Source organism: Wohlfahrtiimonas chitiniclastica (assembly GCF_002252325.1).
GTDB lineage: Bacteria > Pseudomonadota > Gammaproteobacteria > Cardiobacteriales > Wohlfahrtiimonadaceae > Wohlfahrtiimonas > Wohlfahrtiimonas chitiniclastica.
Window position 1 is genome coordinate 227,158 of record NZ_NEFL01000002.1, and the last position, 22,456, is coordinate 249,613.

The window sequence follows — 22,456 nt, forward strand, 5'->3', positions numbered from 1 at the left end:
GACTATTTTTTCAAGAAATTATCTTTGAGCATATCCACAAAATCTTTGCCTTGCCCACCTAAAATGGCTTTCGCGCCATACAGCGCCATATTGGTGTAGTTTTCCGGTTCTGTGTGTGGCGGCCAGAGCAGTTCTAAACGGCTGGTGTGCACATCTAAGATGGCAGGACCATCGTGCTCAAGGAAGGCTTTGACAGCATCTTCAAGCTCATGAGAACCTTTGACGCTATAGCCTTGCATGCCCACAGCATCGGCGAGTTTTGCAAAGTCAGGATTGTGTAGATCCGTATAGCTATTGACGATGCCTTCGGCTTTCATCTCAAGTTCCACAAAATCAAGGGCACCATTGTTTAAAATGGCGATTTTGATGGGAAGTTTTTCTTGCACAATGGTGAGCAAATCGCCCATCAACATGGTTAAACCACCATCACCGGATAAGGAGATCACTTGACGATTCGGGAATGCTTTTTGTAAGCCAATGGCTTGTGGCATTGCGTTCGCCATGGTGCCATGCTTCATAGACAGCATGGTGCGGCGCTGACCATTGGTGTGGAAATGGCGTAAAATCCAAGCCATCGCAGAGCCGCAATCGCCGGCAATGAGGCAATCATCTGTGGCATATTTGCTCAGAAGCTCCACAAGATATTGCGGATGAATGAGATCTTCACTGCCAGCCACGGCTTTTTTATTGAGCTCAGCGGTGCATTTTTTGTGCATCTCAGTGTAAGTGTCTAAAAACTCCGTGTTTACTTTTGTATTCAGATGCGGCAATAGGGCGCGAACCGTATCAATCGTATTGCCAATCACGCCCATCGTAATCGGATGACGTAAGCCAAGTTGCTGTGGGTTAATGTCCACTTGAATGATTTTCGCATCCTTCGGATAAAACTGTGACCAAGCAAAGTCTGCGCCTAAAATGAGTAATGTGTCACAGTGTTCCATCATGCGATAGCCGGATTCCACACCGAGCATGCCCGTCATGCCAACATTATAAGGATTGTCCCATTCCACAAAATCTTTCGCGCGTGATGTGTGTGCCATCGGTGCTTTGAGCTTCTCACAGAGGGCGATGATTTCATCATGGGCGCCTTCACAGCCAGCCCCTGCATAAATGCCCACGCGTTGACCACTGTTGAGGATCTCTGCCATGGCCATCAATTCGCTCTCTTGTGGATGAATCACGGGCTTTTTCGGTTGATAGGTTTGGAGAACCGGCGCATCTTCCACTTCCATGGCACTGATGTCTGACGGCAAAATCACCACCGCAACACCACGTTGTGAAAGTGCCGCTTGGCACGCACTCATCACAATGCGTTTAGCGGAAGCGGCATCATTGACTTGCTCACAAAAGACAGAACAGGTGCGATAAATGGGCATGTAATCCACTTCTTGTGGGAAATTGGTTTGCAGCACATTTGTCGGCAATTGACTGGCGATCAATACAACAGGGGCACCATTGCGATGGCTCTCAAATAAACCATTGATGAAATGCAATGAACCGGGGCCACATGAACCTGCGCACGCTGTTAATGTATCACTCATATACGCTTCAGCACCGGCTGCAAAAGCGCCAGCCTCTTCATGGCGCATGTGCACCCATTCGATGTCTGTGTGATGACGCATCGCATCTGTCACTTGATTGAGCGTATCGCCGACAACGCCATAACAACGTTTGACGCCAAAATTTTCTAAAGCTTCCACCACAATGCGGGCCACTTTCTTTTTAGACATGGTCACTCCTAACTTGTTATTCAATTATTTTTGTTATAAAAAAATAGCGGTCTGAACGGCCGCTATGGATGAAACTCAATTTATTTTGATGCGTTCATCTTTTTCACAAGATAGAGCACAATCGAAGTAATGATCAATGCAACAACGCCAATGCCGATGATTTGAAATGGATACGGTGAAAAGTTCGGCAATTCGAAAATGGCATCCACCACGATGGCAAGCACCATCATAATGATCGGGACAATCACATACACCGAACCGCCAATGTTACGTAAGATCCATGCCAATGCTGCAGCAATGACCAAATAAGCAGGGTTTAAGATGGTTACAACAATGTCGACAATATTATTTTCCATGAGTTTCATCTCCTATTTATAATGTATCTTTTTCACCATTCTAACACTTTCTAAACATTTATTAATGATTAATTAATCTTTTTGTGGCTTGTTTGACCAAATACTTTATCGTGTATTTCCTTCACAAGTTGCATTGACTCTACCAATTCCGGTGGTTTTTGCAAGGTCTCTTGATCAGATAAACGTGCATAATGTTGAATCTTACGGATGGAACGATAAGTATCACGCAGCACCATCGCTTCCCATGAACTCAAACGCCCAAGGGCTTCAAGTGCCGCAAGTTGACGAATGTTATCGGTAAAGCGCACCAATAAAGGTTCATGATACGCATGTGAGAGCACTAAGTATTGCACCAAAAATTCAATGTCGATCATGCCGCCTTTGCCATATTTAAGGTTACGGGCAAGGTCAGATTGTTTTGCGGCAAACTGTTTATCAAGCTTTTGACGCATTTTGATGATCTCTTGCTTTAAATGCGGGATCGAGCGTTGGCGCGTTAAAATCTCTTTGCGAAATTGGTTAAAGGCATTGCTTAACGTTTGGCTGCCTGTGATGGGGCGGGCACGAATGAGGGCTTGATGTTCCCAAATCCATGCATCATTGGCTTGATAGTTTTTAAAGCGCTCAAAACTTGACACGAGTAACCCAGAATCGCCACAAGGACGAAGGCGCATGTCCACTTCATATAAGCGCCCGGATGCCGTTTGTGCGGTTAAATAATGGATGATCTTTTGTGCCAATTTCACGAAAAAGTCACTGTTAAAAATGGGATGCGCGCCATCGGTCATTTGATCTTCCACGGCATCATGCAAAAAGATGATGTCTAAATCCGATTGATAACCGAGCTCTAAGCCGCCTAATTTTCCATACGCCACAATGATGAAATCTGGGCGACCATTTTTATGGCGAAGGGAAGTGGGTTGCCCATGCTTTTGGCTGAGCTCGCTCCACGCTAAACGCAAAATCTTATTAAGGAGCGTATCGGCAAGCTCAGAGAGATAATCACTGACGATCATGAGCGGCATCTTGCCAGAAAAGTCCGCCATGGCGATTTTAAGTACGGTTTTATGCAAGAAATCACGCAGAAGGTTGAGGCGTTGCTCTTCAGTGGCTTTCGGCTGTTCTAGGGCAGTATTGAGGGCTTTGCTAAGTTTACGGTGATTGAAGGGTTTAGCATCTTCCATGCTCACCATGAGTTCATCAAAGAGCTTTGGAAAACGCGCAAGATAACGGCTTAAAAAGGTGCTGTGGCAACACAGATCAAGCACATGGATCAAGGCTGAATTGTACTCATGCAACCACTCAATGAAGCGGGATTCTTGCGCAATGCTCGCTAAAATGTCTAAAAATAGATTGAGGGTATGGGCGCTGTGTTGCTGCTTGGTTTCTAGGTAATGAAAGGCATGGAGCAAAATGAAGGTGAGGGATTTTTGCGTCTCTAAATCTGCTTTTAAAAAGGTCTCTTTTTGAAACGCCCACAACAGATAAGATTTCTGCTCACTCTCGCGGGCGTTTTGTAAATCAAACCACTTTTTAAAATCAATGGCTTCTTGTGGTTCACGCAGCAGTTTTAACAAGGAAGTGAAGTGATTGTCACTCTCTTGCACCGTCACGGCGCCAAAGATGTTCTCAAACTCTTCATGCACGATGCTTTGATGATACATCAAGGTTTTAGTGAAGTTCTCCCATGAGGCGATGTTGAGTCCATGAATGAGGCGCGCTTGCTCAGCGGGCGTACTTGGCAATGTGTGGGTTTGCTCATCGTGCACCATTTGTAAGCGGTTTTCGATCAAGCGATAGAAAATATAGGCGTTTTTTAGGGCGCTCACAGTTTCAGGGGAAAGATAACGCGTACTGATCACATCTAATGCTTGCATGATCTCTGTGGTTTGCAGCTGCGTTTGTTTACCGCCATGAATGAGTTGAAAGACTTGGGCGATGAACTCGATTTCGCGGATGCCGCCATCACCAAGTTTAATGTTGTGGTGATTGTCTTTTAAAATCACCTCCTTTTGGATCATGTCTTTGATGTTTTTAAGGGCATCCACCAATTCATAATCAATGGTTTTGCGGTAAATGAAGGGGTGAATCTCTTTTAAAAAGTGTTCACCTTCTGCCATGTTACCTGCGACCACGCGCGCTTTAATGAGGGCGTAGCGCTCCCAATCGCGACCATATTGGAAATAATAACTCACCATCGCTACAGTGGATAAGGCAATCGGTCCGCTGCTGCCAAACGGGCGAAGGCGTAAATCCACGCGATAGACAAAGCCATCTTCTGTGGTGGTGTGCAGCAGGTGAATAAAGCGGCGCGCCACTTTATGGAAAAAGTGTGCATCATCCCCAGAATAGCCAAAGATGAGATCAATGTCTGAGGAGAAATTGAGCTCAAAGCCGCCCATTTTTCCCATGCCAATGATGTACGGAACGATGGGTTGTCCGTGTTGATCGATTGGGGCTTCAGAGTTTTTTGTGGTGAATTGATAGGCTAAATTCAGGGCTTGCTGACAAAAGAAATCGGCAATGCGCGTAATGTCGCGATTGATGGTGAGCACATCATCGATTTGATTGATGTCACGGTATGCCATTTTTAATAGCAATTGATTGCGAAGGGTGCGAAGCTTTGGTAGGGCTTCAGCTTCTGAATGTGCAGTAATGGTGAGTGATGAGAGATCAAGCGGCACATTCCATTGTTGGCTTAAAAAATCAGTCAAATAGCGCTCAGGGCGATTGAGGATCAAACGACCCGCCCACGGCGAGGACTCAAGCAAACGATTGAGGGCTAAAAAATCAGGGTGCGTTTCCACGGTGTGATAGAGCTGTGGATGACGTTCTTCAAACTGTAACCAATAATTTAACATGGGCAGGTCTCAAATAAAGCAAAGCCCTTCATGGAAGGGCTTCATTGCGTTTAGAATTTGCGTTCAATGGCGTATTTCGCAAGGCCAATCAACGCCTCTTTATAGGGCGAATCAGCAATGGGCGCAATGGCAGCGATGGCTTGATCCACTTGCTCACATGCTTTTTGATAAGTGTAGGTGAGGGATTCTGTGCGCTCAATGATCTGTAAAATGGTGGACAATTGGCTCACATCAGCATTGAGTAAGGCATTGCGGACAAGTTCAGCCTCTTCTGGTGTGCCAACTTCAATGGCACGAATGAGTGGCAATGTGGGTTTGCCTTCTGCTAAGTCATCGCCTGTATTTTTACCCATCTCTTCGGCGGTGGCCGTGTAATCTAAAATGTCATCGATGAGCTGGAATGCTGTGCCCACATATTTACCATATTCACGGAACGCTTCCACTTGGGATTCGGGTTGTCCTGAGGTTTCATAGGCCATCACGCCCGCGATTTCCGCAGCCGCTTCAAACAATTTAGCCGTTTTTGAGTAGATGACATTAAAGTAATTGGCTTCTGTGATGTTTGGCTCTTTGATGTTTAAAAGCTGCAACACTTCGCCTTCTGCAATGCGGTTGGTGGCTTCAGCTAAAATGCGCATCACACGCATGGAATCTAAATTCACCATCATTTGGAAAGCACGCGTGTATAAGAAGTCGCCCACTAAAACGCTCGCCTCATTGCCCCAAATGGCATTGGCGGTCTCTTTGCCGCGGCGCATGTCGGAGTGATCCACCACATCATCATGCAATAAGGTTGCCGTATGGATAAACTCAATCAACGCCGCCGCTGAAATGTGTTTATCACCGGTGTATTGTGCCGCTTTGGCACACAATACAGTAATCATCGGGCGTAAGCGCTTACCGCCAGATAAAATGATGTATGCGCCAAGTTCGTTGATCAGTGCCACATCAGAGGATAACGCCGTCATGATGGCTTCATTGACTTGGTTAAAATCGTCGGCAATCAACGCTTGAATATTTTTGATAGACATTCTCGCCCCTGTTTCTCTTTTGACTATGAATTAAGGTATTATAAGGCCTGTTCAATAAAAAGTATTCATATAAGAGATAATTTGTGATTCTTCAGCAATCTGTGACAAAGCTTCCCGGTGTTGGGCCGAAGATGGCAAAGACTTTAGAGAAGCTCCACATCCATACGATTCAGGACATGATTTTTCATCTGCCCCATCGTTATCAAGACCGCACGCGCCTATTGCCGATTGCGGCATTGCACGTTGGTGATACAGCAGTTGTGGAAGTGAGCGTGGTGAAAAAAGAGGTCTCACAAGGGCGCAAAAAGTATCTGACGGTTTGGGTGAAAGATGACACAGGCATCATGCAATTTAAGTTCTTTAATTTTAATCATGGCTTATTGAAAGTATTGGATGAAAACTTGTTGATTCGTGCCTTTGGCGAGGTGAAAAAGGGTTATCCTTATTTAGAAATGGTGCACCCTGAGTTTCGGGCATTGCATGAATCAATTGCTGTCGAAGAGCGATTGACACCCATTTATCCCTTAACGGCGGGCATCAATCAAAAGCAGATGCGCAGCATGATCACAGCAGCACTCACATTAACCACGCCAGAATCTTTCCCAAGTTTTGTGTCGAACAAATATTCCTTGTCAGATGCACTCCATTATCTACACAATCCACCGCCGGATGCGAACTTGCAGCAACTCTCTGAAGGTTCGCATCCGTGGCAAAAGGCATTGGCATTAGAAGAGGTGCTCGCGTATCAATTGGCGCTTGGGCGCGCGCGCGTTTTGGATACCCATAAAACCGCCATTGCCATTGCGCTCGCTTTACCTGCTGAGAAAGCACTCCTACAAAGTTTGCCGTATCAATTGACGAATGCACAGCACCGCGTGATTGCAGAGATCAAAGAGGACATGATGCAACACAGTCCGATGATGCGCCTTGTGCAGGGCGATGTGGGGGCAGGGAAAACCATCGTGGCGACCGTGGCGCTTTTACATGTGGCGATGATGAAGCAGCAAGCCATCATGATTGCGCCCACAGAATTATTGGCAGAGCAGCATTATTTAACCATTGATAAATTGTTATCGCCACTTGGCATTCGTGTCACGTTTTTATCGGGCGGTTTGACGGCGAAAGAGAAACGCATCCGTTCTGAAGCGATCGCTAACGGCGAGATTGAGATCATTGTGGGCACGCATGCGACGTTTCAAGAGAGCGTTGAATATGCATCCCTTGCCCTTGTGATTGTCGATGAGCAGCATCGCTTTGGCGTGGCGCAGCGCCTTGCCTTGCAAGAGAAAAATCCACATCATCAACCACACTTTTTGATGATGACGGCAACGCCCATTCCGCGCACATTGGCCATGATCGCTTATGCGGATTTAAAGCATTCCATCATTGATGAAAAGCCTGCCAATCGTGTGCCGATCACCACAACGCTTGTGAATCATCAAAAGCGTGATCAGTTGATTGCACGTTTAGCCTTACAATGTGCAAAGGGCGTGCAAGCTTATTGGGTGTGCACGTTGATTGAGGCCAATGAAACTTTATCTGCCCAAGCGGCTGAAGAGACGCATCAAACATTATCCATGATGATGCCGAATGTGCGCATCGGTTTACTGCATGGCAAGATGAAGCCGAAGGCAAAAGAGGCGATCATGTTGGCGTTCAAACAGCATGAGCTGGATGTATTGGTGGCCACCACGGTGATTGAAGTGGGCGTTGATGTGCCAAATGCCACCATTATGGTGATCGAAAATGCAGAGCGGTTAGGGCTCTTTCAGCTCCATCAATTGCGTGGGCGCGTTGGGCGCGGCAGTCAAGCATCGTTTTGTTTATTGATGTATGAGCCGCCTTTATCAGCCGTGGCACAAGAGCGTTTGCAAATTTTACAACAAACCGAAGATGGCTTTGTGATCGCAGAAAAGGATTTAGAGATCCGCGGAACGGGTGAGATCATCGGCACTAAGCAAACAGGGGAAGTGACCTTTAAAGTGGCCAATATGTTGGCGCATCGTGACATCATTGATCGCGCACAGCAAATGGTGCCTAAGCTCATTGACAATGATGTGATCGTCAATGGTTTGATTCAGCGTTGGCTCAGCCATCGCACGCAATTTATCAGTGTATAGAGGTGATATGAAAGGTTTGGCAATTGTAGGATTGATGGTGATGTTAACGGGTTGTGCCATCAATCATGGCGCGCCGATTGATGATGATTTAGGTAAAATTACCTTGTCAGATGGTGCAACTTATGTGGGTGATCTGGTCAATGGTGTGCCAGAAGGTTATGGCACATTAAAAAGTGCAGAAGGCATTTATACCGGGGCGATTCAGCAAGGCAAAGCCCATGGTTTTGGCAAAACAGTGAGCACAGATGGCGCGGTCTATGAGGGCGAGCATGTGATGGGCGAGTTTCATGGCCGCGGCAAACTCACGTTGAGTGATGGCTCATTTTTCATCGGCCATATGCGCCACAATAAAGTGGGCAAAGGCACGATGTTTTTAAATGATGGTCGAGCGGTGGATCTACGCTGATCACTCAGCCCAAAGCAACTCACCTTGTCCCATAAAGGTGTTTTGCCCGCCGATCCAAATTTCTCCTTCGACAACTTTTAAATATAAGACGTTTTCACGCCCCATTTTACAGCCTTGACGAATGCGGTATTCCAGAGACGTTGTGCCATTTAAACAGTGTAAACCACCTAAATTGGCGGCGGCTGATCCTGTGCCGCTGTCTTCTCCGATTGCGCCATTTTTAAGGTAAAAATAGCGTGCATACACATCATTGTTTGTGCGGCTCCATGCATAGATCATGGTGCGCCCTTCATAGAGTGTGGCATGCTCTTTAAATAATGTGGAATTAATGGCAATGGCATCCACCGCTTCAGCGCTGTCTAACTCAACCAGTAATTGTTCGCTGCCCGTATTGACCCAAGTGGGGCAGGAGAGAATATTGGCTTCCGTTAAACCGAGCATTTGCGCTGTGCTGGCAATGGTTAATGTGCTTGCCCGCATTGTTGGGGCAAGGGGTGCTTTGATCCAATAAATGTGCTTATGGCGATCAATCTCAACCGGTACATTGCCAGATTCAGTTTTAACATGGGTGAAAGTGGGATTCGGCTGCAATTTCTCTAAAATTTTCAGCGCCCCAATGATGGGGTGTCCTGCAAAAGGTAGGGCTTGCATGGGCGTAAAAATGGAGAGCTTAGGGTCAGTTGAGTCCACATGTTCAATGAAGACAGTTTCTGATTGATTCAGCATTGCGGCGATTTTTTGCATCGCGGTTTTGCTTAAAGGATCATCAAGCACAAATACGGGCAATGGATTGCCTTTGTCTTGTTCTGTGGTAAAGACGTTGATCCAAAAATAGGTGAGTGTCTTCATGTGCACTCCTTATGGCAAAAATGAAGGGTTCTAGTAGATTTACCACATTTTTTCATGGCGCACAAAAAAAGGCAGCAAAGCTGCCTTGATGAGATTAGAAATTCATAATTTTTTGAATGCTCACTCGTATTTTATGAATGGGAATGCTTGATAATTTACTTCGATCAAGCAGTTCACAATGTAATCCACCTTTTAAATTCCCCTCACAATAGACACCAAAATTATTGTCATCTGTTGTGTATGAACTTGATAATTCGTGGGTAATGGATTTTAATTCTGTGATTTCTGAACTGCTAAAATCACTCGCTTGTGTCATTTCATTGCCAAGGGGGGATTTAATTAAGTTATCGCCTGTTAGATTACTTGATGCATTATTTGTTCGTCCTTTATGTGTAAGTCCGATTTTATGGGCGGCAGAACCATCTTTCATATTAAAAGCCAATGATTTACCAATGGCAGCATCCGCTCGGCAAGGATCATCGATGCCTGTGGCAGTTGCTTGTTGCCTCTGCTCGAAGATTCCCCAAGTTGAGATGATGACCGATTGATTGTTGATGTCAAAAGTTGGTGGATGAATGATGCGTTCACCACTGATGTAATCATTCGTATGATCGGCAGATAAAGCAATGTACCAACCTTTGGCATTTGAATCGCCAAGGGCGGTATTGATGGGGGTGATACTTTTGAGTTCGTGAAGTTCGTCTAATAAATAATTCACTTTATTTTTATCCACATATTCAACAGAACCCTTTTTAAGATCTTCTAGCATGATTTGAGGTTGTAAATGGGAGATCCTTGTATTTTTTAATGCACTGACAGTGGCTTGTGAATTTTGCTTTGCATCAGTGGGGCGATCATCAAGAGCATAAAAATTATGATTCACTTGTGAATTTTCGCCACGATCATGTTGATGGCTGACAGCTAAGCCTGTCCCAAAATAGATCGTATATTGTTTGGCATCTTTGAGCACCAATGGCTTGATGGAAATGGCTGATTGTCCGATGTGTCCTGGGTGTTGGGGAGCTGTGAAAAGTTTGGTGATCACTGCTTGGGCATCATCAAAATTTTGACCATTAAAATCCACTTTATATAAAGAGCCTGAATAATCTCCCACATAAATTCTCTCAATGCGTTGTCCTAACTCAGATTTTGTAATGACAATCGCAGGTGTTGCTGCACCGCCGCCCATAGGATCTAAAACAATCTCATGTAATTTTTTTCCAGTATGAGCATCGATAAAATATAAAATGGAGGACTGAGTACCAAAACCATTGCCAAATACCGCGACAGAACGGTAACTGTTTTGCCCATCCTTTTGTATGCCTTCATTGAAAAATTCAAAGCCAGAATATGTATAACCTAAGTTTTCAAAGCCAGGTGTGCGATATTGTTGAGGGCCTTCATTGGTGATTTCAAACAGCGGCGTCACCTCATGTGAAGATGCATTCGTTGTGAATTTTAATTGTTTTGATGCGGTGATGGGTGAGCCCGTTGCACTGAAAATGCGATAACCCACCAATCCTTTACCGCCGCTGCCCATACCTGTCATACCTAAGGTCATATATTGATTTGTACCAATTTTTGCATCTGTTAAATTTGTTTTACCTTCAAGAATTAGACTGGCAAATTTATCACTTTTAGCAATGTCATCAATGCGAGGGATCAGTATTTTTGGAAAATAAGCTGTATTGCGTGCACCTGCTAAGGCGCCATTTTTACGGCCGCGATGAGCATTGATGAAGTTTATAAAACCATCATTATCTGCAACAATCAATAAGTTGACAGGCTGATGAGCAGCTTTATACATGAGCCACTGTCTTAATTCTGCGGCTAATGTATAGGACATCGCATTTGATGCGGTATTGATATTTAAAATATCTTTATTGGCTAATTTAATGTCGGAATTGGTAATACTACCCATGGGTTTTAAACGGCTGCGTAAATTATGTTGATGATTTGGTTTTGTAAAGTCTGTGAGCCAAGCAATATAATGCTGATCAAATGAATTTTTAGAATTGGGGTAAGCTGCTCTATATCTTTGATTTAATTCATGAATGGCAGATTGGTTCAAAACCTGATGATGCGTAATATAACGTCCTTGTTTAGCCGTGATGGTATCGTTAGTGTTCCACAATTCTAAAGTATTGGTTTGTGTGGGGATGCGTTTGGTTTTATCTTGCGGATCTGTTTGCCATTCACTGATGTATGGCACCATTGCGCGCACAGTGCCAAAACGTTGCCTAAAACTGTAGGTGGTATCATAACGAATGGTACCAATCGTGCTTAAATCATTCGTCTTTGGTGCACCATATAAAATATCTGCATGGATACGATCTAAAATGGCTTTGCTACTACTGGTACTTTGAATGATTGAAGAAAAAATTGTATCAAATGCCAATAACAGATCTTCAGCACTGCCATTACTATTTTTATCAATCCCAAGGTTATAACCGCCACTCGGTTGCGTGAGCCATTTATAAATATTGTGATCTGGTTTAACGAATAAACTGACGCTATGCAGCGTGAGTTTCATGGGAATGGGATTATTGGGGTCAAACCAAGGTTCGCCTGCATCATCAAGATCTTTTGTGATCCATTGATGATTTTTCTTAACGTATTTTTGAGCACGTGTTAAATCTGTTTGCGCAATGAGATGTCCTAATGCACTAGAATGACCATCTTTATTTTGTGCATTAAATACTGCGCCGAATGTTTGTTCAACGCCATGGAACATATTGGATTTAGTATTGTAGCCAAGAAATGCATTGCTTGCGCCTAATGCTTTGATATCTTCTTTTGGAATGCCCCAAACATCTTCACCATAGGGTTCACCATCTGTCATGAGAATCATATGATTGGCTTGGCAACGATAGCGCAAGGGTGTTTCTAATTGTACAGCAGGGAAGTAACGTTGATTACCTTTGCCTGTTGGATTAGGTTGTAAATCTATCATATGGTGTCTTTGCCAAGGACCGCCGGCTTGATTGACAGGATATCCTCTAAACATCTTAAATGCTTCATAGACACCTGCATGCATTGGCGTATGTCCAGGGGAATTTGCAATGAGTTGTTTAATTGGATTGACAACTGTTGTTTTAAAATCCTTTTCAGAGAGTAAATGAAAGTCCCCAATCGGCAAACGAATGAGACCATTTTGATCTGACCGTTGATATAAAAAAGAGATCCCAAGATAAGCTTTGTCTCGATATTTGTATAACAGTTTTTCAACAGTATCGCTCAGAGCAGCACTGCGTCTGACTTTTGAGCCATTACGTGTCAGAGAAATGTCGCTATTACTATTCATGGATCCTGAGTCATCTAGAATCATATGAATATTGGGTTTAGCTTGTTGCGTGCTAAATATGGGTTCGGTTGAAGGTTGGAATGGTTGTGTGTTTGAATATACAACGATGGGCATAACGGAAAACATTGAGGCAAGAATCAGCTTGCCAAAAAAATTTTGATGTTTCATTGGGGGACTCACTCACATAAAATTTAATGGTTATATTTATTTTGTTACATCATTTAAAAGTACATTTGTTCTAGTATTTAACTGTATTTTTATTGTTTTTGATTTTTAACACACTCCTTTGATTTCATTATAATGGTATAAAAAAATCCTACACCCTGTGTAGGATTTTATCAAAGGCAGCAAAGCTGCCTTTTGATTCATGCAATCATTCGATTAATTATGGCGCGCCACGATTAATTTTTTGATTTCCGCAATCGCTTTTGCAGGGTTTAAGCCCTTAGGACACGTTTTTGTACAGTTCATGATGGTGTGACAACGGTACAATTTGAACGGATCTTCTAATTCCGCTAAACGTTCACCTTTGTATTCATCACGAGAATCCATAATGAAGCGATATGCTTGCAACAATACCGCAGGACCTAAGTATTTATCAGAGTTCCACCAATAGCTTGGGCAAGAAGTTGAGCAGCTTGCACACAAGATGCATTCGTATGAACCATCGAGTTTGCGGCGCTCTTCAATGGATTGCAAACGCTCACGTGGAGGATTTGGCGTATCCGCTTGTAACCAAGGTTGAATGGATGCGTGCTGTGCATAGAAGTGCGTTAAATCTGGCACTAAGTCTTTCACCACAGGCATGTGCGGTAAAGGCGCAATGCGCACTTCATCTGTACCAATGGATTCAATGGCTTTTGTACACGCAAGTGTATTGGTGCCATCAATGTTCATTGCACATGAACCACAAACGCCTTCACGGCATGAACGGCGCAATGTCAATGTTGGATCGATTTCGTTTTTGATTTTCAATAACGCATCGAGCACCATTGGCCCACATTCATCCATATTGACTTCATATTTATCAAAACGTGGATTTTCACCTGTATCAGGGTTCCAACGATAGATTTTAAAGACGCGCTTATTTTTCGCGCCTTCTGCTTTAAAATATTGTCCGTTTTCTTTGACAATAGAATTTGCAGGTAATTTAAACTCAGCCATAACCGATTCCTTTAGTATGTTCTTTCTTTAGGTGGGATATACTCGATATCATCAGTAAGAGTGTAAGTGTGCACAGGACGATAATCGATTTTGATCTCGCCGGTTGCATCATCTAACCACGCTAAAGTATGCTTCATCCACTCTTCATCGTTACGATTCGGGAAGTCTTCACGAGCATGTGCACCGCGAGATTCTTTACGATTGTAAGCAGAAGCGACAGTGGTCATGGCATTCGCTAAAAGGTTAGACAACTCTAAAGTTTCCACTAAGTCAGAGTTCCAAATTAAGCTGCGGTCATGCACTTTGATCTCTTTGAAGTCATTGAAGGCTTCAGTGATGGCAGTCACACCGTCTTTTAATGTCTCTTCCATACGGAATACAGACACGTCTGCTTGCATTGCGCGCTGCATTTTGTCACGCAATTGTGCCGTTGGAATTGAGCCATTTGCATGACGGATGCTGTCAAAGCGATCTAAAATGGCAATGATTTTATCTTCAGGCAAATCTTTTTGTGTTGCATTTGGCTTTAAGATTTCAGCCGCACGGTTTGCAGCTGCACGGCCAAAGACTACTAAGTCAAGCAATGAGTTAGAACCTAAACGGTTCGCACCATGTACAGACACACATGCAGCTTCACCGATCGCCATCAAACCTGGTACCACGTGATCTGGGTTGCCATCTTTCAATGTCACAACTTCAGCATGATAGTTCGTTGGAATACCACCCATGTTGTAATGAACGGTTGGGATGATTGGGATGGGCTCTTTGGTGACGTCTACGTTTGCAAAGATTTTTGCACTTTCTGCAATGCTTGGTAAACGTTCATTGATCACTTCAGGACCTAAGTGCATTAAGTTCAAATACACGTGATCTTTTTTAGGACCAACACCGCGACCTTCACGGATTTCTAATAAGATGGAGCGGGAGACAACGTCACGAGAGGCAAGATCTTTAGCATTCGGTGCATAGCGTTCCATGAAGCGTTCGCCGTTTGAGTTGGTTAAGTAACCACCTTCACCGCGTACACCTTCTGTGATTAAGCAGCCTGCGCCATAGATGCCTGTTGGGTGGAATTGAACAAATTCCATATCCTGTAAAGGTACACCTGCACGCGCTGCCATACCGCCGCCATCACCTGTACAAGTATGGGCAGACGTTGCAGAGAAGTAAGCACGACCATAACCACCTGTGGCCAATACCACCATTTGGGCACGGAATACGTGGATGGTACCATCGGCTAAGTTCCAAGCGATCACACCGCGACATTCATCATTTTCCATGATTAAGTCGAGGGCAAAATATTCGATGTAGAATTCAGCGTGATGTTTCAAAGATTGTTGATACAACGTATGCAACATGGCGTGGCCCGTACGGTCAGCGGCTGCACAGGTACGTTGTGCTTGTGCTTCACCGTAATGGGTTGTCATACCGCCGAAAGGACGCTGATAGATTTTACCTTCTTTCGTGCGAGAGAAAGGCAAACCATAATGTTCTAATTCTAAAATCGATGGGATGGCTTCGCGACACATATATTCGATGGCATCTTGGTCACCTAACCAGTCAGATCCTTTCACAGTGTCATACATGTGCCAGCGCCAATCATCTTCACCCATGTTGCCTAAAGCTGCAGATACGCCGCCTTGTGCTGCCACTGTGTGAGAGCGCGTTGGGAATACTTTAGTCACACATGCTGTTTTAAAGCCTTTTTCCGCCATACCCAATGTCGCACGCAAACCTGCACCGCCTGCGCCCACTACTACAACATCATATACATGTTCGGTGATGTTATAGTCTTTATATTTTTTCAAATTCATGTGATTCCTCTAACTATTAACGATATTTGTTATCTTCTTGAACGCGATTTAGATGAAAATGTTCAATGCCACTTTCAATACAGCGATCACCAACACTAACCAAACGAGGGTTAAGAGGGTTTTGACAAGATAAATATAAAAGACGCGTTTTGTCGTTTGATGGACATAGTCTTCAATGATGGTCTGAATACCGTGGGCAGCATGAAAGATGCTCACAGAAATAAACGTTAAGAGCAATGTTGTGTGAAGGGGTTTTGAGATCCAGATGATCACATCACGGATGTCAGATTTGAGTAGAAATGCCATAGAGAAGGCAAACCACACAAATAACACTGCTAAAATGACAGAGGAAACTTTCTGCAATAACCACTCTTTTGAGCCAGAGTGAGCTGAGCCTAAACCTTTAACGCGGCCAAGCGGTGTACGATAATTCATGATTGTCTCCTATTATGCACAAATGCCTACGCCAAGAATCGCAATTGTTACGATAACGCTCGCGATGATGACCCAACGACCTGATTTTTGAGCCTCTTCATTGCTGATGCCGATGCCAGCATCCCAAAAAAGGTGACGAATACCATTACAGAAATGGTAAACCGTAGAAGCAACACCGATGGCTAAAAGCGGGAAGAATGCATAATGTGTCAATAGGGACTGAATGCCGATCGCTAAGTTTAAGTTAAACGGGATGGCAATGATCCATGCACAAATCACAAGCACTACAACTAAAGAAGCGATACCTGTTAAGCGATGCAAGAAACTCATGACTGAGGTTTGTTGAAATTTGTAGCCTGAACCTAGCATGAAAGGTGATAAAGGCCGTTGATGCTTTTCCATACGACTCCTTGGTAAGACTTTGGTGGTAAAAATATTATGAAAACAAATTGCTTATTCTACGCCCGAAAGCGCGGTGTAACAAACAAAAACACAGATCATTTTAATGAACTTCCCACTTTTCCTCAACTGCATTCTGATCTGCTTCGCTGAATCTTGACCGATTGGGCAAACGGCGGAAAATATGGATTACATTTTGATTACATTTTCAATGATCAGTGAGCGTGATAACCATCGGCATTAAAACAGAAATGCGCTGAGCATTCTCACGAGAATCAAGGCTAGAAATATCGCGAAAATTTGACGAATGCGGGGCACCGGTAATTTATAGCTCAATTTCACACCGATCGACGCTGTGAGTAAACTCACAATTGCGATTCCAAAAAAGGCGGGTAAATAGACAAAGCCTAAGGAATATTCTGGTAAATGTGGATGATCCCAGCCGGTATAAATGTAGCTCACTGCGCCAAAAAAGGCCAATATTACGCCTAAAGTGGAAGAGGTTGCGATCGCGCGGCGCATCTCATAACCTAAATAAGTGAGCAGTGGTACAGCAATTGCACCGCCTGCAATGCCAATGAAGCTCGCTAAAAAGCCGATCAATAAACCTAAGCCTAAAAATAAAATCATGGAATGATTAGGGGCAGGGCGATTGTCATCGGTTTTCTTTTTAGGTGCGAGCATTGAATAGATGGTGTAAACCAAGAAAAAGCAAAAAACGATCTGTAAAAATGTGTTTGATAAGCGGCTCACCACCAAGCTGCCGAGCACAACGCCAATGGCAGCGCCAATGCCTAAATAGGGTACTTTGTCCCATAAAATCGAACCGCGTTTATTGTGCGACCACGCTGAAGCTGCTGATGACACAATGATGATGGCAAACGATGTGCCAAGGGCGATTTTCATGATGATGGATGAATCCATCTGTTGTTGTTCTGCAAAATAACTCATGATGGGCACGATGATTGAACCACCGCCCACGCCTAATAAACCTGCAATGACGCCCACAACTGCGCCAATGCCCATAAAAATTAAAAATATCCCCATGCTTAAACTCCTCCTCGTCATGGATCATAGCACGGAAAAATGCTAAGGTAAGACTTTTGTATGGGTCCACCATTGTGAAGAGTTATCAAGACCTAATCACCGCTGCTGAGGCGGCTTTAGCGCATTTAGATCACCCGAAATTTGAGGCGCAATCTCTGCTGGCTTTTGTCTTAAAGTGTAATCGTAGCCGCATCATTGCGTTTCCTGAAAAAACTGTGACGTCTGAAGAGGCATCTGCATTTTTAGATCTGGTCAATGCGCGCGCAGAAGGTGTGCCTTTTGCCTATTTGACGGGTGAAAAAGAGTTTTATGATTTAACCCTCAAAGTGACGCGTGCCACATTGATTCCCCGTGGGGATACAGAATTGTTGGTGGAAACAGCCTTATCTAAAATGCCAGAAGATGCACCGTGCCGCGTGATTGATATGGGCACAGGGAGCGGGGCGATTGCATTGACGCTTAAAAAGCATCGTCCACAAGCGATTGTATGGGCAGTGGATCAGTCTCAAGAAGCTTTAGCCGTCGCGATGGACAATGGCAAGCAGCTGAATTTAGCGGTGACATTTATGCATAGCCATTGGTTTGATCAAGTGCCGGATGAACCTTTTGATCTGATTGTCTCAAATCCACCTTACATTGATGGGGTTGATGCGCATTTAGATGGTGATGGCGTCAAATTTGAACCACGCTCAGCTTTAGTGGCAGAGAATGAAGGCTATGCGGATTTAGATCATCTGATGATGGCTGCTTTGCCGCGCTTAAAATCACAAGGTTATTTGATGATGGAGCATGGTTTTGAGCAAGGGGCGCGATTGCGTGAGAAAATGACGGCTGCCGGTTATCACAATGTGGTGACGTTAAAAGACCTTGGGGGTAATGACCGCATCACCCTTGGGCAAAAGCAATAGCATACTAAAAAAGCAGCCATGGGCTGCTTTTTTCATGGGTGAATCAGTTTAACTTCGCTTGAATGTCATCATTCCATAAACGAATCCAATGGCTGTAACGGCGATGCACTGATTTCCCTTGCTGTTTTAAACCTTCACTTTTCAAAAGTTTAAAGTCATAGTGACCGCGGCCATAGCTGACTTCTGTCACCGCATAACGACCTTTACCAATGTCTTGCTTAGCAATCACGGCATCTTTGGTCACTTCTTGAATTTGCCATTTGCGTGCCTTACCCGTTGTGATGATGGCATCACGGATTTGGGCAGGCGTGTAGGTTGATGCCACTTCGCTGTGACGATTGTAATCAGAAACGCGGCTTGTGGTTGTACACGCGGTGATGAAAAAAAGTGTGGCAATGAGGGTGATAATTTTTTTCATAAATGATCCTTATGTGATCTAGTTGATTGATAATCCACGGCAATTATAAAGTTCTTTTAAAAACAAGGGAAGTATTGATCCCGCCAAAGGCAAAATTATTGCTCTGTACAAATTCGGTGGCAATGGTGCGCCCTTCGCCTTGAATGTAATCTAAATCACCACACAATGGATCGGGCGTTGTGAGGTTCAGTGTCGGATGAAACCACTCTTGATTCATCATCTCAATGGCCGCCCATGCCTCTAATGCGCCGCAAGCACCGAGCGTGTGCCCCACGTAGCTTTTAAAGGATGAAATGGGTGTGGCTGACTGATGCACATGAAAGGTTGCTTGTGTTTCTGCAATGTCACCTTTGGTGGTCGCTGTGCCGTGCGCAGAGATGTAACCAATGTTTGAAGCCGCAATGCCCGCATGATCTAATGCTTTGGCAATGCAGATTTCCATGGTCTCTTTATTCGGTTCTGTGACGTGGGTGGCATCGCAATTGGTGGCAAAGCCGACAATTTCAGCATAAATGGTGGCACCGCGGGCTTTGGCATGTTCGTACTCTTCTAAAATCAATGTCCCAGCGCCTTCACCAATCACCAAGCCATCTCGTGTGGCATCAAAGGGTTTAGGGGTCAATTGTGGTGTTTGATTGTGTGTGCTTGTGGCATATAACACATCAAACACCGCCACTTCAGAAGGACAGAGCTCTTCACCACCACCTGCCACCATCACAGTTTGTTGACCCATCGCGATGGCTTCATACGCATAACCAATGGCTTGGCTGCCGGATGTGCAAGCGGAAGAGGTGGGAATCACGCGGCCACGCAATCCAAAAAAGAGCCCCACATTGACAGCTGCAGTGTGCGGCATCATTTTGACATAGGTGGTGGCATTGATGTTATAGACGGAGTGTTCTGTGATGAGCTTGCCAAGTTCAGCCACCGCGCCGGTGCCACCTGTGGAGGAACCATAGGCAATGCCACATTCGCCACTTGTTAAAATGGGATCCTCTAATAATCCTGCCATGGCCAGTGCATGTTCGGTAGCGGCGGTGGCCAAAATGGAAACACGGCTCATGCTGCGAATTTTTTTGCGCGGATAGTGTGCAGGCTGTGTAAAGTTTGTGATGGGGGCGGCAATTTTTGCATGTAAACCTTGGAAAATTTCCCATTGCGGCATGTAGCGCGTGGTGTTTTCATAGCGCTGCAAGCCTTGATTGATCTCTGCCCACGATTGCCCAAGGGCACTGATGCCGCCCATGCCTGTAACCACGACACGTTTCATAGCATGCCTCCATTGACAGAGATCACTTGGCGCGTTAAATAAGCGGCATCATCACTCATTAAGTAGGCCGCTAAACTGGCGATCTCTTGTGGTTTACCAAAGCGCTGCATGGGTACTAATTTGAGGGCTTCTTCGGTAAAATCTGAGGTCATATCTGTTTCAATGATGCCTGGGGCGATGCAATTGACGGTGATTTTACGGCTGGCCAATTCAACGGCCAAAGCTTTTGTTGCACCGATGACGCCTGCTTTAGCTGCGCTGTAATTGACTTGCCCGCGGTTGCCCATAATGCCAGAAACTGAAGACAAAGTAATGATGCGCCCGCCTTGGCGTAAACGGATCATGGGCATGATGCACGGATGGATGACATTGAAAAAGCTGTCTAAATTGGTGTGAATCACGCTGTTCCAATCATCATTTGACAAAGCAGGAAATGCACCATCACGAATGATGCCCGCATTGTTCACGATGCCATAAAATGCCCCATGTGCGTCAATGTGGTGCTCTAAAATGGTGCGTGTGCTGGCTTGATCACTGACGTCAAACTGCAATAGCTCACCGCTGCCACCCTCATTTAAGATGCGGTCAAGGCACGCCTGAGCAGCCGCTTGATGACTAAAATAATGAAGCACAATATGATACCCTGCTTGTGCAAGACGTTCGGCAATGGCACGGCCTAAGCCGCCACTTGCGCCGGTGACTAATACTTTATGCATATACACTCACTTAATGTTTGATAGATGACTTGCTTCATATGCCACAATGTTCGCCGATGCCACCACCGAGCCATTGAGGGCAAGTTCACATTTAAAATTACTGAGGACTTCATCAAAGAGCACCATATCCGCACGCACGATCAAATGATCATTGCGGGCTGCATAATCAACCGATGTGATGAAGTTACGAATGCCTAACAATAAGGCAATCGCGGGGGAACGTTCAGCCTTTTCAAGGCGAAGCCCGTTCCAAACGCCCACCGTTTGCGCCATGATTTCCACAAAAAACCATGCAGGTAACCCTTCTGTGGTTAAAAATGGTGCTAGGACGCCATCATCTGTCACCGTTACTTCACAGCGTGTGAAGTCATCGGCGCAATCGACCACGTGATCCAATAAAATCATGGGTGCTTTGTGTGGTAAATAGTGTTCAATGGCTTGATACATGTGCTGTTTTTCCAATGATTAAACTTGTATTGTTGCCACCAAAGGCAAAGGAGTTTGACAAAATGATGGGAGTGGTGATCATTTGTGGTGTGGTCACCACATTGATTGGCATCAATGCATCATCTCGTGGATGTTCAGGGCTAAAGGCTTGGATGGGTAAGGGTAAATTATGCTGCAAAATGAGCGCAGATAACCCAAGTTCAGTAATGCCCGCTGCGCCTAATGTATGCCCGGTGAGATGCTTTGTGGAACTGCAGGGCACTTGATCATTGAAAATGGCATGTACGGCTTTTGCTTCTGCTGAATCATTGAGGGATGTGCCAGTGCCATGAAGATTAATGTAACCAATCTCTGATGGCGAAAGATTCGCGTGTGCTAAGGCGCGCGCCATGGCCACTTGCGCCCCTTGACCTTCAGGATGGGGCGCTGAGATGTGATGGGCATCCGATGAATGACCATAACCGAGCAATGCCAGCGGTGCTGCTGTTTTTGAGAGAATCATCAAGCCTGAGGCTTCACCAATGTTGATGCCACTGCGATTCTGACTTAACGGTGTGCAGCGCGTCATCGACAATGCCCCTAATGCATGAAAGCCATTTACGGACAATTGGCATAAAGAGTCCGTGCCGCCCACAATCGCGGCATCAATCATGCCTGCCTCAATGAGGGCGGCGCCACTGCTGATGGCTTTTGCACTTGAGGAGCATGCCGTAGAAACCGTATAACAAGGGCCCGTGATGCCAAGATGTGCGGCTAAAAAGTCACTGGGATCAGAAAATAGTTGCTGCTGATAGTGGAAGTCAGGGTCATATTCGCCAGTGGCTAAATGATGGGCAAGGGCGCGCTCCCCTTCGGCAATGCCAGAGGTGCTTGTGCCCATGATGATGCCAATACGATCTGTAGAATATTGCGCTAAGAGCGCGGCAACGGCTGTGTCAATCTGCATCAAAGCGGCTAAAGTCAATTGATTATTGCGGGAGTTGTGCTGCATCAATTCAGTGGCAATGGTGGGTAAAGTGCCTGTGATTTTGCCAAGGTATGTCGGTGAGTGATCAAGCAAGACGCATTCATCTCGCACCAAGCCTGATTGCCCGTACTTTAAGGCGTGCGCAATGCGCGCATTGTCCATGCCAAGGCCATTGACGAGGCCAAGGGCGTTGATGTAAATCATGCAGTTGCTC

19 protein-coding genes are annotated in these 22,456 nt (G+C 45.0%); 3 read left to right on the plus strand and 16 right to left on the minus strand.

Features of this window, described 5'->3' with window-relative positions; translation table 11 throughout:
• Nucleotides 1–2 precede the first annotated feature (2 nt).
• The 4 genes from B9T10_RS06355 to ispB form a co-directional block, all read right to left on the minus strand.
• Nucleotides 3–1,730, minus strand: a complete 1,728-nt coding sequence (locus B9T10_RS06355) for a thiamine pyrophosphate-dependent enzyme (RefSeq protein WP_008315882.1) — start codon at nucleotides 1,728–1,730, stop codon at nucleotides 3–5.
• Between the two features lie 80 nt (nucleotides 1,731–1,810).
• Entirely contained in the window at nucleotides 1,811–2,086 is a 276-nt protein-coding gene (locus B9T10_RS06360) for a hypothetical protein (RefSeq protein WP_008315881.1), read from the minus strand.
• 68 nt (nucleotides 2,087–2,154) lie between these two features.
• Nucleotides 2,155–4,947 carry a bifunctional [glutamate--ammonia ligase]-adenylyl-L-tyrosine phosphorylase/[glutamate--ammonia-ligase] adenylyltransferase gene (gene glnE / locus B9T10_RS06365; RefSeq protein WP_094538099.1) on the minus strand — a complete coding sequence of 931 codons (2,793 nt, stop codon included), beginning with the start codon at nucleotides 4,945–4,947 and terminating at the stop codon, nucleotides 2,155–2,157.
• A gap of 50 nt (nucleotides 4,948–4,997) precedes the next feature.
• A complete protein-coding gene (gene ispB, locus B9T10_RS06370; protein WP_008315879.1) occupies nucleotides 4,998–5,978 on the minus strand; it encodes an octaprenyl diphosphate synthase in 981 nt (326 codons plus the stop codon).
• Between the two features lie 83 nt (nucleotides 5,979–6,061).
• Here ispB and recG point away from each other — a divergent pair, with 83 nt between their 5' ends.
• Together recG and B9T10_RS06380 are read left to right on the plus strand one after the other, a co-directional pair.
• On the plus strand, nucleotides 6,062–8,098 hold the full coding sequence (gene recG, locus B9T10_RS06375) for an ATP-dependent DNA helicase RecG (RefSeq protein ID WP_094493643.1): 2,037 nt from the start codon (nucleotides 6,062–6,064) through the stop codon (nucleotides 8,096–8,098).
• Nucleotides 8,099–8,105: 7 nt separating this feature from the next.
• Nucleotides 8,106–8,504 carry an MORN repeat-containing protein gene (locus B9T10_RS06380; protein ID WP_094538100.1) on the plus strand — a complete coding sequence of 133 codons (399 nt, stop codon included), beginning with the start codon at nucleotides 8,106–8,108 and terminating at the stop codon, nucleotides 8,502–8,504.
• Here B9T10_RS06380 and B9T10_RS06385 read toward each other — a convergent pair whose 3' ends face one another.
• From B9T10_RS06385 to B9T10_RS06415, 7 genes are all read right to left on the minus strand, one after another.
• A complete protein-coding gene (locus B9T10_RS06385; RefSeq protein ID WP_094538101.1) occupies nucleotides 8,505–9,353 on the minus strand; it encodes a PhzF family phenazine biosynthesis protein in 849 nt (282 codons plus the stop codon).
• A 94-nt stretch (nucleotides 9,354–9,447) separates the two neighbouring features.
• Nucleotides 9,448–12,657, minus strand: a complete 3,210-nt coding sequence (locus tag B9T10_RS06390; RefSeq protein ID WP_246782172.1) for a pilus assembly protein — start codon at nucleotides 12,655–12,657, stop codon at nucleotides 9,448–9,450.
• 381 nt (nucleotides 12,658–13,038) lie between these two features.
• A complete protein-coding gene (locus tag B9T10_RS06395) occupies nucleotides 13,039–13,821 on the minus strand; it encodes a succinate dehydrogenase iron-sulfur subunit (RefSeq protein ID WP_018122539.1) in 783 nt (260 codons plus the stop codon).
• 11 nt (nucleotides 13,822–13,832) lie between these two features.
• Nucleotides 13,833–15,635 (minus strand): succinate dehydrogenase flavoprotein subunit, encoded by a 1,803-nt coding sequence (gene sdhA / locus B9T10_RS06400; protein ID WP_008315868.1) that lies wholly within the window; start codon nucleotides 15,633–15,635, stop codon nucleotides 13,833–13,835.
• A 48-nt stretch (nucleotides 15,636–15,683) separates the two neighbouring features.
• The gene (gene sdhD, locus B9T10_RS06405; RefSeq protein ID WP_008315867.1) at nucleotides 15,684–16,070 is read right to left on the minus strand and encodes a succinate dehydrogenase, hydrophobic membrane anchor protein; all 387 of its coding nucleotides are present in this window, start codon (nucleotides 16,068–16,070) and stop codon (nucleotides 15,684–15,686) included.
• Nucleotides 16,071–16,082: 12 nt separating this feature from the next.
• A complete protein-coding gene (sdhC, locus tag B9T10_RS06410; protein WP_008315866.1) occupies nucleotides 16,083–16,472 on the minus strand; it encodes a succinate dehydrogenase, cytochrome b556 subunit in 390 nt (129 codons plus the stop codon).
• A 237-nt stretch (nucleotides 16,473–16,709) separates the two neighbouring features.
• A complete protein-coding gene (locus tag B9T10_RS06415) occupies nucleotides 16,710–17,516 on the minus strand; it encodes a sulfite exporter TauE/SafE family protein (RefSeq protein WP_063455569.1) in 807 nt (268 codons plus the stop codon).
• Between the two features lie 74 nt (nucleotides 17,517–17,590).
• Between B9T10_RS06415 and prmC the strand changes: the two genes are divergently transcribed.
• Nucleotides 17,591–18,424 (plus strand): peptide chain release factor N(5)-glutamine methyltransferase, encoded by an 834-nt coding sequence (gene prmC / locus B9T10_RS06420; RefSeq protein WP_246782008.1) that lies wholly within the window; start codon nucleotides 17,591–17,593, stop codon nucleotides 18,422–18,424.
• Nucleotides 18,425–18,467: 43 nt separating this feature from the next.
• On the opposite strand, the gene B9T10_RS06425 is transcribed toward prmC, so the two are convergent.
• The 5 genes from B9T10_RS06425 to B9T10_RS06445 are packed head-to-tail and all read right to left on the minus strand — an operon-like array spanning nucleotide 18,468 to nucleotide 22,446.
• A complete protein-coding gene (locus B9T10_RS06425) occupies nucleotides 18,468–18,842 on the minus strand; it encodes a hypothetical protein (RefSeq protein WP_094538103.1) in 375 nt (124 codons plus the stop codon).
• A gap of 43 nt (nucleotides 18,843–18,885) precedes the next feature.
• Entirely contained in the window at nucleotides 18,886–20,112 is a 1,227-nt protein-coding gene (locus B9T10_RS06430) for a beta-ketoacyl-ACP synthase (RefSeq protein ID WP_063455570.1), read from the minus strand.
• Nucleotides 20,109–20,828, minus strand: coding sequence for a 3-ketoacyl-ACP reductase FabG2 (locus B9T10_RS06435; RefSeq protein WP_094538104.1), 720 nt, complete (start codon nucleotides 20,826–20,828; stop codon nucleotides 20,109–20,111). The genes B9T10_RS06430 and B9T10_RS06435 overlap by 4 nt, the downstream gene beginning before the upstream one ends.
• A 6-nt stretch (nucleotides 20,829–20,834) precedes the next feature.
• Nucleotides 20,835–21,275, minus strand: coding sequence for a hotdog family protein (locus B9T10_RS06440; RefSeq protein WP_063504140.1), 441 nt, complete (start codon nucleotides 21,273–21,275; stop codon nucleotides 20,835–20,837).
• Complete coding sequence (locus B9T10_RS06445; RefSeq protein ID WP_094538105.1) at nucleotides 21,259–22,446, minus strand: beta-ketoacyl-[acyl-carrier-protein] synthase family protein; 1,188 nt, start codon at nucleotides 22,444–22,446, stop codon at nucleotides 21,259–21,261. The genes B9T10_RS06440 and B9T10_RS06445 overlap by 17 nt, the downstream gene beginning before the upstream one ends.
• Nucleotides 22,447–22,456: the final 10 nt, after the last annotated feature.

Bases quoted from the DNA above. Each gene is read 5' to 3' on its own strand.
- B9T10_RS06355 (WP_008315882.1), bottom strand. From the start codon at position 1,730: ATGTCTAAAAAGAAAGTGGCCCGCATTGTGGTGGAAGCTTTAGAAAAT.
- B9T10_RS06360 (WP_008315881.1), bottom strand. From the start codon at position 2,086: ATGGAAAATAATATTGTCGACATTGTTGTAACCATCTTAAACCCTGCT.
- glnE (WP_094538099.1), bottom strand. From the start codon at position 4,947: ATGTTAAATTATTGGTTACAGTTTGAAGAACGTCATCCACAGCTCTAT.
- ispB (WP_008315879.1), bottom strand. From the start codon at position 5,978: ATGTCTATCAAAAATATTCAAGCGTTGATTGCCGACGATTTTAACCAA.
- B9T10_RS06380 (WP_094538100.1), top strand. From the start codon at position 8,106: ATGAAAGGTTTGGCAATTGTAGGATTGATGGTGATGTTAACGGGTTGT.
- B9T10_RS06385 (WP_094538101.1), bottom strand. From the start codon at position 9,353: ATGAAGACACTCACCTATTTTTGGATCAACGTCTTTACCACAGAACAA.
- B9T10_RS06390 (WP_246782172.1), bottom strand. From the start codon at position 12,657: ATGAATAGTAATAGCGACATTTCTCTGACACGTAATGGCTCAAAAGTC.
- B9T10_RS06395 (WP_018122539.1), bottom strand. From the start codon at position 13,821: ATGGCTGAGTTTAAATTACCTGCAAATTCTATTGTCAAAGAAAACGGA.
- sdhA (WP_008315868.1), bottom strand. From the start codon at position 15,635: ATGAATTTGAAAAAATATAAAGACTATAACATCACCGAACATGTATAT.
- sdhD (WP_008315867.1), bottom strand. From the start codon at position 16,070: ATGAATTATCGTACACCGCTTGGCCGCGTTAAAGGTTTAGGCTCAGCT.
- sdhC (WP_008315866.1), bottom strand. From the start codon at position 16,472: ATGGAAAAGCATCAACGGCCTTTATCACCTTTCATGCTAGGTTCAGGC.
- B9T10_RS06415 (WP_063455569.1), bottom strand. From the start codon at position 17,516: ATGGGGATATTTTTAATTTTTATGGGCATTGGCGCAGTTGTGGGCGTC.
- B9T10_RS06425 (WP_094538103.1), bottom strand. From the start codon at position 18,842: ATGAAAAAAATTATCACCCTCATTGCCACACTTTTTTTCATCACCGCG.
- B9T10_RS06430 (WP_063455570.1), bottom strand. From the start codon at position 20,112: ATGAAACGTGTCGTGGTTACAGGCATGGGCGGCATCAGTGCCCTTGGG.
- B9T10_RS06435 (WP_094538104.1), bottom strand. From the start codon at position 20,828: ATGCATAAAGTATTAGTCACCGGCGCAAGTGGCGGCTTAGGCCGTGCC.
- B9T10_RS06440 (WP_063504140.1), bottom strand. From the start codon at position 21,275: ATGTATCAAGCCATTGAACACTATTTACCACACAAAGCACCCATGATT.
- B9T10_RS06445 (WP_094538105.1), bottom strand. From the start codon at position 22,446: ATGATTTACATCAACGCCCTTGGCCTCGTCAATGGCCTTGGCATGGAC.